The organism is Salinibacterium sp. G-O1, assembly GCF_030063305.1.
Lineage (GTDB): Bacteria > Actinomycetota > Actinomycetes > Actinomycetales > Microbacteriaceae > Rhodoglobus.
The window spans coordinates 36,562-49,873 of the sequence record NZ_JASISV010000003.1 but is presented as its reverse complement, the minus strand read 5'-3'; the positions used below and the strand labels follow the sequence as shown (position 1 = coordinate 49,873).

The following is a 13,312-nucleotide window of genomic DNA, read 5'->3' as shown; positions in this document are numbered from 1 at the left end:
CGCGCCAACGCCGACCGCCCCCTCCGCATCCGAATGAAGGAGATATCGCCAAACCCGCACCACGCAGGTGGGCGAGAAGGGGCTCGAGTGGAAAATCTCCTTCATTTGGATGTGAGTGGGGGAAGCGGGGCCAACGCTGACGGCCCCCGACATTTATGCTTCTGGGATGACCACCCGGGCGCCCCGCGAGTTCGACGCTGTCGTCGCGGGCGCGGGAACCCGCATCGACGACTGGTGGCTGAGGCAGTCGCTCGCCATCCACCGGCTGGCGCATTGGGGTGCTCCCGCACTCGTGGTGGTCATCGCCGCGATCACGCGACTGGTCGGCCTGGGGCATCCCGCGTCGCTCGTTTTCGATGAGACCTTCTATGTGAAGGATGCCTGGACGCTGTTCAACCTCGGATACGAGGGGTCGTGGCCCGCCGAGGCCGACACCCAGTTCAACGCCGGCGCCACAGACATCTTCACGACGGATCCCGCCTTCGTCGTGCATCCGCCGCTCGGTAAGTGGTTCATCGGCCTCGGGATGGGCTGGCTGGGGCCGGACAACCCGGTCGGCTGGCGCATCGCGACAGTGTTGGCGGGCATCCTCGCGGTGGTGCTGCTCATGGTCGTCGCGAAGATGCTGTTCCGGTCGGCGCTGCTGGCCACCATCGCCGGGCTGCTGTTCGCCATCGACGGCAACGCGATCGTGATGAGCCGGGTCGCCCTGCTCGACAACTTCGTGATGCTGTTCGCGCTGCTCGGGTTCATCGCGATCCTCAACGACCGGGGGTGGAGCCAGAAACGACTCGACCTCTGGCTCGCCCGCAAGAACGGCGACTGGGGTCCGGCGATCTGGTGGCGGCCGTGGCTCATCGCGGCCGGGGTCGCGTTCGGCGCCGCCACCGCCGTCAAGTGGAACGGCCTGTACTTCCTGGCGGCGCTGGCCGTCTACACGCTGGCGGTGGATGCGATGGCGCGGCGCCGGGCCGGCATCCCGTTCTGGCTCAGCGGCACGATCTTCAAACAGGGCCCCGTCAGCTTCCTGCTCACCGTTCCTGCCGCCGTTGTCACCTACCTGGTGACGTGGATCGGGTGGTTCGTGACCTCGGGCGGCTACTCCCGGCAGTGGGCCGAGGGCACGGGCAACGCCTGGACGGGCCTGCTCTCGTGGGTGCCGCTCAGCCTCCAGAGTTTTTGGCACTTCGAGGTCAGCGTCTACAACTACCACGTGGGCGAATCTCGCCCACATCCCTATCAGGCGAACCCCCTCACCTGGCTGTTCCTGATCCGCCCGACGAGCATGTACTACCAGGGCGACGACACCGGAGGCGAGTCCATTTCGGGCATCGCCAACCCGATCATCTGGTGGGCGGCCACCGCCGCGGCCCTCTACCTCGTGTACCGGCTGATCCGCTTCAGGGAGTGGCGGGTGGGGCTGATCCTGGCGGGCCTCGGCGCCGGCTACCTGCCATGGCTGATGTATCTGAACCGCACGGTGTTCCAGTTCTACACAATCGCGTTCGAGCCGTACCTGATTCTCGCGCTGACGGCGGTGATCGGCATCGTGCTGGGCAGCTCAGGGGATCCGGGCTGGCGGCGGCTCAGCGGCATCCGGATCGTCGTCATCTTCCTGGCCGTCGCCATCGCGGTGAGTGTCTTCTTCTGGCCGATCTGGACGGGTCTTCGCCTCGACTACGCCTGGCTGGCGGCGCACTGGTGGCTACCGACCTGGCGCTAGCATGGCGCACTGTTACGTCGCGCGACCGCGTGAGACCGGTGTTTCTGTAGCCTGAGGCCATGGCTGATCGTGACTATGGTTTCCGCACGCGAGCGATTCACGCTGGCAACATCCCCGACTCTGCGACGGGCTCCCGCGCCCTGCCGATCTACCAGACGAGCGCGTACGTCTTCGACGACACCGCGGATGCCGCCGCCCGCTTCGCCCTGCAGAAGTACGGCAACATTTACTCCCGGCTCGCCAACCCGACCGTCGCAAGCTTCGAGGAGCGCGTCGCCTCCCTCGAGGGCGGCCTCGGCGCCGTCGCCACCGGCAGCGGACTGAGCGCGCAATTCATCACCTTCGCGTCGCTCGCGGGCGCCGGCGACCACATCGTCTCGAGCGCCAACCTCTACGGCGGCTCCATCACGCAGCTGGATGTCACGCTCCGCCGTTTCGGCGTCGACACCACGTTTGTGCGCTCCTCCGACCCCGCCGACTACGCCGCAGCCGTCACGGACAAGACGAAGCTGATCTTCGCCGAGACCATCGCCAACCCGTCGGGCGAGATCGCCGACATCGAGGGACTCGCCGACGTTGCCCACGCGCACAACCTGCCGCTGATCATCGACTCGACGGTCGCCACCCCGTACCTGAACCGCCCGATCGAGTGGGGCGCGGACGTGGTCACCCACTCGGCGACCAAGTTCCTCGGCGGGGCGGGCACCACCCTCGGCGGCGTCGTCGTCGAGAGCGGGCGCTTCCACTGGGCCAACGAACACTTCCCGCTGTTCGACCAGCCGGTGCCCAGCTACGGCGGGCTCAACTGGCACGGAAACTTCGGCGAGTACGCCTTCCTCACCCGCCTGCGCGCCGAGCAGCTGCGCGACATTGGCCCGGCGCTCGCCCCGCACTCCGCCTGGCTGCTGGCGACCGGTGTCGAGACCCTCCCGTTCAGGATGCAGGCCCACGTCGACAACGCACGCATCGTCGCGGAATGGCTCGAGGCAGACCCTCGCGTCGAGACGGTCTTCTGGGCAGGGCTCCCCGGGCATCCACACTTCGAGCGCGCACAGAAGTACCTGCCCAAGGGCGCCGGATCCGTGTTCTCGTTCGTGGTGAAGGGCGGCCGCGCGGTCGGGCAGAAGTTCATCGAGAGCGTCAACCTGGCCAGCCATCTCGCCAATATCGGTGATGCGAAGACTCTGGTCATTCATCCCGCATCGACCACTCACGCCCAGCTCACCGAGCAGCAGCTGCTCGACGCCGGGGTGCTGCCGGGCGTTGTGCGCATCAGTGTCGGAATAGAAGACCCCGAAGACATTGTTGATGACCTTGACCAGGCACTGTCCGCGGCGACGAAAGGCTGACGATGTCGACAGCAGAGGTACAGACCACCCAGATGGCGAACGGGCTCACGTGTGAGCTGCCCGCGAGCTCCCCGCTGGCGAAGCTGCTGAAGTCGCAGCGCACCTGGGTCGGCCCAGACGCGAAACAGCGCCTCGCGATCCTGCGCAACGCGAAGTCCATCGCGATCGTCGGCGCCTCCCCCAATGCGGCCCGCTCCAGCTACTTCGTCGGCACCTACCTGCAGCAGTCCAGCGACTACCGCGTGTACTTCGTCAACCCGAACGCCGATACGATCCTCGGCCAGAAGGCGTACCCGGATCTCGCCTCACTGCCGGAGGTGCCCGACATCGTCGACGTGTTCCGCAAGGGCAGCGACATCCCCTCCGTCATCGATGACGTGCTCGCGATTGGCGCGAAGACCGTGTGGGTGCAGCTCGGCATCTGGAATCAGGATGCCGCGATCTACGGCGAATCGAAGGGGCTCACGGTGGTCATGGACCGCTGCCTCAAGGTCGAGCACGCGAGGTTCCACGGTGGTCTTCACCTGCTCGGCTTCGACACCGGAGTCATCAGCTCCCGCCGCGCCACCCGCTAGCCACAACGCGCGCTCGGGCTGGGCTACCTTGGCGCTATGGCTGTCAACCAGACTCGACGGTTGCGCGCCGCGCGCAAGCGCAAGCGGCGCATGGGCGAGGTGGAGCACGACCTCACCGACGAGCAGTGGCAGTTGCTCAAGCGGGAGTGGGGTGGGTGCGCCTACTGCACATCTAATGAGTTCGCGCTGCAGAAGGATTGCGTGCAACCGATCTCCCGGGGCGGCCGCTACACCGTCGGCAACGTCGTTCCCGCCTGCGGGTCGTGCAACGCCAGCAAGAGCAACGACGAAGTGACCTCATGGATGCGCCGCAAGCGCCTCGACGAGCGTGCCTTCCTCACTCAGTACGTGCACGTGCGCCAGGCCCTCGGCCTGGGCTGACCTCATAGGCGGCGGATGCTCGCACCGAACTGCGGCAAGTTGCGTCTCGACCGCGGGGAAGCCGCAATCTGCCGCGGTTCGCGAGCCCGTGGAGGCCAGCGGGGCGTGCGTCGCGTGCGATCCGGCCGCAACTGCGGCATCCTGAAAGAACCACCGGAAAAGGATCGCAACCATGCCTATCATCACCTCAGACAAGAACGTCGAGGCACTCACGCTCACGTTCACCTCGCACTTCGATGCGGCAGTGGAGCGCGTGTGGCAGGTGTGGGAAGACCCGCGCCAGCTCGAACGCTGGTGGGGTCCGCCGGACTACCCGGCCACCTTCCAGCAGCACGACTTCGTCGAGGGTGGCAAGTCGCTCTACTTCATGACCAGCCCGGAGGGGCAGAAGATGTGGGGCTGGTGGACCGTCACGGCCACGGATGCTCCGTCGCATCTCGAATTCGACGACGGCTTCGCTGATCCCGACGGCTCACCCAACGACCAGATCCCTCCGACGCACATGAGCGTCACCCTCGAACCGTTTGATGGCGGCACGCGCATGACGGCTGTCACGCAATTCGCCAGTGAAGACCAGCTCAATCAGATGATCGACATGGGCATTGAGGAGGGGATGATCATGGCGCAGGGGCAGATCGAGGCGATCCTCGCCGAGTAGGGCGAAGTTCGCGCACAACCGGGCGGTGGTGACCCCGGGCAGATCGCGTCGATCGCCCTAGAACGGTCCGCCCTGCACCGGACCGCCCCGATCGGGCACGTCCTCCACATCCTGTGTGGATCTCGAGTCGTGCCCGACGACCTCGTCGACGTCGTCAGTGGACACGCCGTCTGGTTCGGCGGCCTCCGCCAGCAACGCGCGCTCCGATACGTGCCGAGGGACGCTTTGCTCCGCCGAGTCGCGAGGGCTGCCAGGTAGCGCGGCGCCCGGGAGCGTTGCGACCGGGTCGCCGGGCGCCGGTGTCTGCTTCGGGGTGCCGCCGCGACGCAGCAGGCGGGACCAGCGCGACACCGTGTCGAGGATGCCCCGATCGGACGGTTCCTCCACCTCGAGACCGTAGTACTCGCCGATGTGGTCGACGAGCTGGGCCCGACGTGCACGGTCATAGGCGCGGCGCTCGCGGCCGAACGCAATGACGGTCGACCAGCAAATGAGGAGCATGACCACGCTGAAGGGGAGCGCGATGATAATGGCCGCGGTCTGCAGCGCCAGCAGGCCGCCGGAAAGCAGCAGGGAGATCGCGAGCGCCGCGGTAATGAGCGTGAAGAACGTGCGCACGCGCTTCTTCGGGTTCACCTGCCCGCCGGTCGCGATCATGCCCATCACGAGCGCGCCGGAATCCGACGAGGTGACGAAGAAGATCGTGATGAGCAGGAGCACCCCGACCGTGAGTACCGGCGTGCCGGGAACGTAGTTGAGCATGTCGAACAATGCCCCCGCGAAGTTGATGCTCCCGTCCGCGGCGACGAGGGTGCCCTCACCGCTCAGCTCGATCGCGAGTGCCGTTCCGCCGAGCACGCTGAACCACAGGATGCCGATGAGGGTCGGCACGAGAATCACACCCGCGACGAACTGGCGAACAGTGCGTCCCTTCGAGATCCGCGCGATAAAGATCCCGACGAACGGGGCCCACGAGATCCACCAGCCCCAATAGAAAGAGGTCCAGGAGGCCTGCCACGACTCCCCCTCGACCCCGGTGAAGGCATTGACGTTGAAGGAGAGCGTCACGAAGTTCTGAATGTAGGCGCCGATCGACTGCACGAACTCCCGCAGGAGGAACGTCGTCGGCCCGAAGGCAACCAGGTAGAGGACGAGCAGGCCGGCGAGAATGAGGTTGATGCTGGAGAGCCACTTCATGCCCTTCGTCAATCCGGACAGCACCGAGAGCAGCACGAAGAAGGAGATGACGACGATGATGGCCACCTGTGAGCCACGACTGGGCTCAACCAGGTTCGCGGCATCGAGGCCAGCGCTGATCTGCAGAACGCCCAGCCCCAGCGACGTGGCGACGCCGAACAGGGTGCCCACGAGGGCGACCACGTCGATCGTGTTGCCCCAGCCACCCTGCACCTTCTTGCCGAGCAGGGGCTCGAGCGCCCAGCGAATCGAAATGGGCCGCTGCCGCCGGTGGATGGCGTAGGCCAGTGCGAGGCCGACGACTACGTAGATCGACCAGGCGTGCACGCCCCAGTGAAGATAGGTCTGGCTCAGCGCCGCCTGGGCGAGTTGCGCGGGGGTCCCGCTTACCCCGGGGCGCGGATTCGCGAAATGGCTGAGGGGCTCGCTGACCCCGTAGAACACGAGGCCGATGCCCATGCCAGCGGCGAACAGCAGCGAGAACCATGCCAGGAGCGAGAACTCGGGCTTGTCGTCGTCCTTGCCGAGCTTGATATTCCCGAATCGACTGAACCCGAGAAACAAACTGAAAGCCACGAAAAATGCCGAGATCAGCACGTAATACCAGTTGAACGTGTTCACGATTTGGGATTGGATCGTCAAGAACAGTGACTCGGCCGCACCAGGGGCGAGCAGGGCGAAAGCGACGAACACCGTCACTATCGCGGCGGCGGGCCAGAAGACCCAACGTTTGACCATCGGAATTTTCGTCTGCTCAGTCATTCCCTAACGATACGACTGCCGGAGAAAAGACATGGGGTGACAGCGCCGCGACCTCCGGCGTAGCATTCCGGCATAGCGGGGTGCCGCGCCAGGCGCCGGTATCGACCGGCGCCCGGTACCGTCCGCGTCTGGAGATCGATCAATGATGAACTCAGCGATGCAGATGATGCAGATGCACGAAAAAGACATGTCGTCGATGGGCATGGACATGGCGATGATGCAGGAGTGCATGGAGGCGTGTTCGGCCTGCGAGCAGGCGTGCACGATGTGCTCGAACGCGATGACCGGCGAGGGCATGGCCACCTGCATGGGCCGCTGCGCCAACACCGCCGACATGACCAACATGATGATGCGCATGATGATGCGCCCGAACGGCATGCACAAGGAGAGCATGATGGCCATGCTCCAGGCGACGATCACGATGTGCGGTGCGTGTGCCGAGGAGTGCATGACCCACGCGGACATGAGCGACGATTGCCGCATGTGCGCGGAGGCCTGCCGTCAGTGCGCGATGGCCTGCCAGAAGATGATGGACTCCATGACAGGGTCGATGGCCGGCAACTGAGGCGGCTTAGGCGATCGACGCGGCGACGAGCACGTTGAAGCGTGCCGCGCCGACCGCGAGTGCGCCGTAAACCGAGTGCAGCGCGACCGGTTCGCCCGATGCGACGAGGCCCCGCGCGTGGTTCCACACCCAGACGATGTTGTCGCCTGCCGCATCCGGCTCGAGCAGCGCGATCGGGGTCCATCCGTCGTCCGTCGTGTCGCCCGCGATGCCGTCGCGCCACTTGCTGGGGGTCGCAGACGCGAGGCGGCCGTGCATCGTCGAGAGGGCGTGTCCCGCGCCGTGCGCGGAGCACTCCTCGCCGTCCGCGGAGGTGCACAGCATGGGGTTCTTCACCTGTGGTTTGAGACTCGACATCATGACCTCCGTTCGTCGTTGTGGGCCCGTGGGCGTTGCATTGGAGTCTAGATTTCCGGCTCGCGGATATCACCTGCCCGCGTCACACAACGAAACACTGTGACCTTCGTTGATCGGGCACGCGGTCGGCCGCCACCTCCGGTGCGACGTAATCTGAACCCATGAGGTTCGCGCGACTCCGGACGGCGGGCTCTGCGGCATCCACTCCTCGGCCCCGCCTCTCACGCGACGCGTACGTGCTCGGCGTCATCGCGTTCTTCGTGATGGTCGGGTTCGGTGTCGTGATCCCTGTTCTGCCGGTCTACGCGCGCAGCTTCGGAGTCGGCTACATCGAGGTCGGGGCGATCATCTCGGCGTTCGCGCTTATGCGCCTTGTCGCGAGCCCGTTCGTGGGCCGGATGATCGACTGGGGCGGCGAGCGCACCATCCTCACGGTCGGCATCGGCATCGTCGCCGTCTCGAGCGGCCTCGTCGGCATCGCCCAGGACTACCCCCAGCTGTTGCTCCTGCGCGGCGTGGGCGGCATCGGGTCGGCGATGTTCAGCGTGTCGGCGATGACGCTGCTGCTCGGCGCTGCCCCTACGCTCCGCGCCCGCTCGATCGGCTTCTACCAGGGTGGGTTCCTGATCGGCGGGATGGCCGGACCCGCACTCGGCGGCCTGCTCGCGACGATCTCACTCACCGCGCCATTCTTCTTCTACGCCGGAACGCTCGGGGTTGCCGGCCTCGTCGGGTTCCTCCTGCTCTCGCCGCGGGTGCAGCGGACGGATGCCGCCAGCGGAGCGGCGCCGCGCGTGCCGTTTGCCACCGTCGTGCGCGACACCCGGTTCCGGGCCGCATGCCTCGCCAATTTCTCCCAGGGCTGGACCTCGTTCGGCGTGCGCGGCGCGCTCATCCCGCTGCTCATCGTCGAGGTGCTGCGCGAGCCGACCGTCTACACGGGAATCGCGTTCGCGTGCGCCGCGGTCGCCCAGACGCTCGCGCTCGCCCCGGCCGCCCGCTTCGTCGACAGCGTCGGCCGCCGCCCGGCCATCATCGGGGCGTTCGCGGTCGCCGCCGCCACGATCCTCGCCGTGCCGTTCTCGCCAAACATCTGGGTGCTCACCGCGCTGCTCTGCCTCTACGGCGTCGCGGCCGCGTTTATGGGCACCGCTCCCGCAGCGGCCGTCGGCGACGCATCCGGTGGAGGCGGGGGCCGGCCCGTCGCCGTTTTCTCGATGTTCTCTGATCTCGGCGCCATCATTGGTCCGCTCGTCGCCGGACTGCTCGCCGACACCGTTTCCTACCCGGTGGCCTTCGCCGTCGGCGCGGCGCTGCTGCTCGCCACCTCGCTCTACGCGACTCGGATGCCGGGCGGAGTGCCCTCGACCTAAACCAAGTTTTCCTTGGTTCTACCCCCGTTTGGGGGATAACGTCGATATCACGGCCTCGAGCCAAACCGGCTCGGGTCGATTCACATTCCGTGATCAAAGGAGATCCCCTTGGAACTGAATAGGAAAAACCGGCGGGCTGTACTCGCCACCTCGGCCGTCTCGGCCGTTTCCGCGCTCGCGCTTGTCGTGAGCGGGGGCCTGCCCGCCTATGCCGACAACGGCACAGACACGAGCGCACTGCGCGAGGCCGTGTCGGCTGGCGCAATCATCGAACATCTGGAGCAGCTGCAGCTGATTGCCGACGCCAACGGCGGCAACCGCGCCGCCGGCACCTCCGGCTATGAGGCCTCGGCCGTGTACGTCGAGGAGCAACTGATCGCGGCCGGGTACGAACCGAGGCGCCAGCACTTCTCGTACGACCAGTTCGTGGTCACCAGCTCCGCCCTCCAGCGGGTCACGCCGACCCCGCGCACCTACGCGGACCTCGACGAGTACTACGTCATGACCAACTCGGGCGCGGGCGACGTCACCGCCGCCGTCACCGCAGTGGACATCAACCTCGCAGGCGACCGCGCCTCCTCCAGCGGGTGCGAGGCGAGCGACTTCGCTGGCTTCCCGGTCGGCAACATTGCGCTCATCCAACGCGGAACCTGCGCGTTCGGGGACAAGGTCAGCAACGCCGATGCCGCCGGGGCCTCCGCCGTCATCGTCTTCAACCAGGGCGACGCGTCAGCAGGCGACCGCTTCGGTGTCCTGTTCGGAACGCTCGGCGACGTTCAGCTGGGCATCCCCGCCGTCGGCACAAGCTTCGCCATCGGCGAGGAACTCGCCGGGCTTGCCGGGCTGACCATGAGGGTCAGCGTGGATGCCAGGCTCGAGACCATCGACTCGTTCAACGTGCTCGCCGAGTCGGCCGGTCGCACCGACCGAACCGTCGTCGTGGGAGCGCACATGGACTCGGTCGCGGAGGGAGCCGGAATCAACGACAACGGATCCGGCATCGCCTCGATCCTCGAGACCGCCATCCAGCTCGCCGAATCCGGTGACGAGCCCACCAACCGGGTTCGCTTCGCCTTCTGGGGCGGAGAAGAAGACGGACTGGTCGGCTCTGAGTACTACGTGGCGCAGCTGAGCAAGAGGGACATCAAGGATCACGCCGTGAATCTGAACTTCGATATGGTCGCCTCTCCGAACTTCATCCGCTCCGTCTACGACGGTGATGGATCCGCGTTCGGCTCCACCGGGCCCAATGGCTCGTCGCGCGTGGAGAAGGTGTTCCTCGACTACTTCGCCTCGCAGGGTCTCACGACCGTGCCGTCGGAGTTCGACGGCCGCTCGGACTACTTCGCGTTCATCAACAACGGCATTCCCGCCGGCGGACTGTTCACCGGCGCAGAGGGCCTGAAGACCGAGGAGGAGGCCACACTGTTTGGCGGCACAGCGGGTGCTCCCTACGATGCGTGCTACCACGCGGCGTGTGACGACATCACGAACATCAACGCCGAGGTGCTCGAACAGATGGCCGACGCTATCGCGCACTCCACGCTGACGTTCGCGGAGACCACCTCCGCGGTCAATGGCACCGGCAAGGGCAACGGCAAGGGCTCCGCCAACATGGAGTTCAAGGCCAACCGCAACATCAAGTAACCACGCAGGGAACAGGGGAGGTCGTCTTCGGGCGGCCTCCCCGCCTTTTAAGCCAGCTGCACCGCGAGCTCGGCCGCGTCCGTGGTCGGCAGCCTGCACACGAAGTCGGCACACACCCAGGCCGTGGTGTCCCCCGCCGTGCCCGCGCGGCCCTGCAGCAACTCGAACCCGGCGGCTGCCCAGTCCGCGGCCTGCGCCCGCGTCAGCGCTACCGAGATGCTGCCGGAGCGGTGCCAGTGCCGCGCGAGGGTGGCCGCGGCATCCTGCGCATCGTCGCCGACGACGACGACCTGGCGAGCTGGTTCAGACAGCGCAGACATCACGGTGAGCGCGGCGCCGAGCGAGATCGGCTGGCGCGCCGCGGCCTCGGCAACCCCGGCCATCGCGCCACTCGCCGCGGCCCGGTACGGTTCGTGGGCGGTCAGCAAAAACAGCCGATAGGCGGCGGATGCCACGGCGCTCAGTCCCGACGGATGTGCGCCGTCGCTCGGGTCTGGCCGCACCGCGAGCCCCTGCGACTCGAGTACCGGGTCGGCCCCGCCGGGCACGCCAAAACCGCCGGACCCGGCGGCGAGTGAGTCATCGATGAGCTCGCGGGCCGCCACCGCGTACCGCACCTCCCCGGAGGCGACCGCGAGCTCGATGAGACCGGAGGCAAGCATCCCGACGTCTTCGAGGGTGGCTCTGGCACTCGAAATCGCGTCACCGATCGAGGCGCGGATGAGCCGGTCGCCCACATGGCGTTCCAGCAGGAAGTCGGCGGCGGCGCTGGCAGTTGCGATCCACTCGGGTCGGTCGAGCGTGCGCCCGGCGAGCGCGAGCCCCTCGATGGCGAGACCGTTCCACCCGGTGAGGATCTTCGTGTCGACGGGTGGGGCCTCCACCCGCGAGCGGCTGGCCGCATCCAATGAATAGTAGAAGCCCTCGACCCGTGCGCCGTCGACCGTGCTCTCGCTGTCTTGCGCCGTCGCAAAGCCGCCGCCGGGCTGCTGCATCGAGGTGATCCACTCGGCGATTCCTTCTGCAACATCGCGATCGCCCGCCAGCGCGTATGCCGAGAGTAGTTGGGCGTTGTCGTAGAGCATGCGCTCGTAGTGCGGATCGCTCCAGTCGCGCATCGTCGCGTAGCGGAAGAATCCGCCGTCCACGCGGTCGCGCAAGCCGAGAGTGGCGTGAAGCGTGCGGCCGGCGAGCGCGGCGGCGACGTCATCCCCCACCGACGCCCGCTCCAGCAGGAAGCGCTGCACCGGCGCCACTGGGAATTTCGGCGCTCCCCCGAAGCCGCCCAGCTCGGCGTCTTCGTAACCCGCGAGCTCGGCGACGATCGGCTCGAAGTCGACCACGAGCGCGCCGCCGCCGCCGGGAGCGGCGGACAGGGCATCCACTATCGCGGCGCCGTTCTGCTCGACCTCGGCACGCCGGTCGCGCCAGGCATCGGCGACCGCGTCAAGTACCACCCTGAACGATGGATGCCCCTGCACGGGTTCGGGCGGCCAGTATGTTCCCGCGAAGAAGGCCCTGCCCTGCGGCGTCACAAAAACGTTGAGCGGCCAGCCGAGGTTGCCGGTGAAGGCGGCCGCCGCCGCCATGTAGGTGGAGTCGACCTCGGCGTGCTCCTCGCGGTCGACCTTGATCGCGACGAATCCCTCGTTCATGATCGCAGCGATCGCAGGATCACTGAAGCTTTCGCGGGCCATCACGTGACACCAGTGGCAGGTCGAATACCCGATCGAAACAAGCACGGGGACGTCACGTCTGGCGGCCTCGGCGAAGGGCTCCGGCCCCCACTGCCACCAGTCGACGGGGTTGTCGGCGTGCGATCTGAGGTACGGGCTTACAGCATCCATCAATGCGTTGGGCATAGTCTCAGATTATGTCGTCGACGAGCTTCACGTACCTTGGTGGCCCCACCGGCATCCTCGGGTACGCCGGCAAACGGTTCATCACCGATCCCACCTTCGATGCTCCCCAGTCCTATGAGGCGCCGGGCGAAACCACCCTCGTCAAGACGGCGGGACCGGCCATCGAACGCTCCGAGATCGGCATGATTGACGTCGTGCTGCTGAGCCACCACGGCCACAAAGACAACCTCGACTACGAGGGCCTCGAGCTCATCGCCACGGGCATCCCCACCCTCAGCACGCGGGAGGCTGCGGGCGACCTGTTCGGCGGATCGGTCGTCGGCCTCGACTCCTGGGAGTCCTGGGAGACGGGCGATGTCACGATCACCGCGGTTCCGGCGCTGCACGGCCCTCCCGGCAGCGAGCGGCTCGTCGGCCACGTCACGGGTTTCGTGCTGGAGGCCGAAGGCGAGCCGACCGTCTACATCAGCGGCGACAACGCCTCGCTTCCGCTGGTCGAGCAGATCGCCGGGCGGTTTCCGGATGTCGCGATCGCCGTGCTCTTCGCCGGCGCCGCCCGCGTGCCCGGCATCGACGCTGCGCTGACGTTGACCTCGCAGGATGCGGCTCGCGCCGCCGCGATCCTCGCGGCCACCACCGTCGTCGGAGTTCACACCGAAGACTGGAATCACTTCTCCGAATCCCGGACCCAACTCGAAGTGGCGTTCGCCCACACGGGGTTGCTGGTCGCAACCCCGCGCGGCGAAACCGTCACGCTGTAGCTGTATTAGGACGTCGCGATCGTGGCGAATACCACTCTTTCGGGGCGTCGATCGTGTGCTTTTGTCATGTTAGATTGAGGCGTTGCGCCCCCGCTGCTTCGC

At 66.8% G+C, this 13,312-nt stretch carries 12 protein-coding genes; 9 read left to right on the top strand and 3 right to left on the bottom strand.

The features are described from left to right. The first annotated feature begins 166 nt into the window (after positions 1-166). The 5 genes from QMG83_RS11835 (at position 167) to QMG83_RS11815 (ending at position 4,686) form a co-directional block, all read left to right on the top strand. On the top strand, positions 167-1,723 hold the full coding sequence (locus QMG83_RS11835) for a dolichyl-phosphate-mannose--protein mannosyltransferase (RefSeq protein WP_283505611.1): 1,557 nt from the start codon (positions 167-169) through the stop codon (positions 1,721-1,723). 59 nt (positions 1,724-1,782) lie between these two features. Further along, complete coding sequence (locus QMG83_RS11830) at positions 1,783-3,072, top strand: O-acetylhomoserine aminocarboxypropyltransferase/cysteine synthase family protein (protein ID WP_283505610.1); 1,290 nt, start codon at positions 1,783-1,785, stop codon at positions 3,070-3,072. A 2-nt stretch (positions 3,073-3,074) separates the two neighbouring features. Beyond that, positions 3,075-3,647 (top strand): CoA-binding protein, encoded by a 573-nt coding sequence (locus QMG83_RS11825; RefSeq protein WP_283505609.1) that lies wholly within the window; start codon positions 3,075-3,077, stop codon positions 3,645-3,647. A gap of 36 nt (positions 3,648-3,683) precedes the next feature. Beyond that, entirely contained in the window at positions 3,684-4,028 is a 345-nt protein-coding gene (locus QMG83_RS11820) for an HNH endonuclease (protein ID WP_283505608.1), read from the top strand. Between the two features lie 172 nt (positions 4,029-4,200). Beyond that, on the top strand, positions 4,201-4,686 hold the full coding sequence (locus QMG83_RS11815) for an SRPBCC family protein (protein WP_283505607.1): 486 nt from the start codon (positions 4,201-4,203) through the stop codon (positions 4,684-4,686). A gap of 57 nt (positions 4,687-4,743) precedes the next feature. Here the strand turns inward: QMG83_RS11815 and QMG83_RS11810 are convergent, their stop codons facing one another. Beyond that, entirely contained in the window at positions 4,744-6,645 is a 1,902-nt protein-coding gene (locus tag QMG83_RS11810; protein ID WP_283505606.1) for a BCCT family transporter, read from the bottom strand. A gap of 142 nt (positions 6,646-6,787) precedes the next feature. Between QMG83_RS11810 and QMG83_RS11805 the strand changes: the two genes are divergently transcribed. Then, positions 6,788-7,210 carry a four-helix bundle copper-binding protein gene (locus QMG83_RS11805; protein WP_283505605.1) on the top strand — a complete coding sequence of 141 codons (423 nt, stop codon included), beginning with the start codon at positions 6,788-6,790 and terminating at the stop codon, positions 7,208-7,210. Between the two features lie 6 nt (positions 7,211-7,216). On the opposite strand, the gene QMG83_RS11800 is transcribed toward QMG83_RS11805, so the two are convergent. Beyond that, a complete protein-coding gene (locus QMG83_RS11800; RefSeq protein ID WP_283505604.1) occupies positions 7,217-7,570 on the bottom strand; it encodes a hypothetical protein in 354 nt (117 codons plus the stop codon). A gap of 158 nt (positions 7,571-7,728) precedes the next feature. Between QMG83_RS11800 and QMG83_RS11795 the strand changes: the two genes are divergently transcribed. Together QMG83_RS11795 and QMG83_RS11790 are read left to right on the top strand one after the other, a co-directional pair. Further along, positions 7,729-8,940 carry an MFS transporter gene (locus tag QMG83_RS11795; RefSeq protein WP_283505603.1) on the top strand — a complete coding sequence of 404 codons (1,212 nt, stop codon included), beginning with the start codon at positions 7,729-7,731 and terminating at the stop codon, positions 8,938-8,940. 108 nt (positions 8,941-9,048) lie between these two features. Further along, positions 9,049-10,587 (top strand): M20/M25/M40 family metallo-hydrolase, encoded by a 1,539-nt coding sequence (locus QMG83_RS11790; protein WP_283505602.1) that lies wholly within the window; start codon positions 9,049-9,051, stop codon positions 10,585-10,587. 47 nt (positions 10,588-10,634) lie between these two features. On the opposite strand, the gene QMG83_RS11785 is transcribed toward QMG83_RS11790, so the two are convergent. Continuing rightward, positions 10,635-12,449, bottom strand: a complete 1,815-nt coding sequence (locus tag QMG83_RS11785; protein WP_283505601.1) for a thioredoxin domain-containing protein — start codon at positions 12,447-12,449, stop codon at positions 10,635-10,637. A gap of 11 nt (positions 12,450-12,460) precedes the next feature. Here QMG83_RS11785 and QMG83_RS11780 point away from each other — a divergent pair, with 11 nt between their 5' ends. Next, a complete protein-coding gene (locus QMG83_RS11780; RefSeq protein WP_283505600.1) occupies positions 12,461-13,210 on the top strand; it encodes an MBL fold metallo-hydrolase in 750 nt (249 codons plus the stop codon). Positions 13,211-13,312 lie beyond the last annotated feature (102 nt).

Excerpts from the sequence above, each read along its gene's own strand:
- QMG83_RS11795 (WP_283505603.1), top strand. The coding sequence starts at position 7,729 with ATGAGGTTCGCGCGACTCCGGACGGCGGGCTCTGCGGCATCCACTCCT.
- QMG83_RS11810 (WP_283505606.1), bottom strand. The coding sequence starts at position 6,645 with ATGACTGAGCAGACGAAAATTCCGATGGTCAAACGTTGGGTCTTCTGG.
- QMG83_RS11805 (WP_283505605.1), top strand. The coding sequence starts at position 6,788 with ATGATGAACTCAGCGATGCAGATGATGCAGATGCACGAAAAAGACATG.
- QMG83_RS11830 (WP_283505610.1), top strand. The coding sequence starts at position 1,783 with ATGGCTGATCGTGACTATGGTTTCCGCACGCGAGCGATTCACGCTGGC.
- QMG83_RS11780 (WP_283505600.1), top strand. The coding sequence starts at position 12,461 with ATGTCGTCGACGAGCTTCACGTACCTTGGTGGCCCCACCGGCATCCTC.
- QMG83_RS11800 (WP_283505604.1), bottom strand. The coding sequence starts at position 7,570 with ATGATGTCGAGTCTCAAACCACAGGTGAAGAACCCCATGCTGTGCACC.
- QMG83_RS11825 (WP_283505609.1), top strand. The coding sequence starts at position 3,075 with ATGTCGACAGCAGAGGTACAGACCACCCAGATGGCGAACGGGCTCACG.
- QMG83_RS11835 (WP_283505611.1), top strand. The coding sequence starts at position 167 with ATGACCACCCGGGCGCCCCGCGAGTTCGACGCTGTCGTCGCGGGCGCG.
- QMG83_RS11820 (WP_283505608.1), top strand. The coding sequence starts at position 3,684 with ATGGCTGTCAACCAGACTCGACGGTTGCGCGCCGCGCGCAAGCGCAAG.
- QMG83_RS11785 (WP_283505601.1), bottom strand. The coding sequence starts at position 12,449 with ATGCCCAACGCATTGATGGATGCTGTAAGCCCGTACCTCAGATCGCAC.
- QMG83_RS11815 (WP_283505607.1), top strand. The coding sequence starts at position 4,201 with ATGCCTATCATCACCTCAGACAAGAACGTCGAGGCACTCACGCTCACG.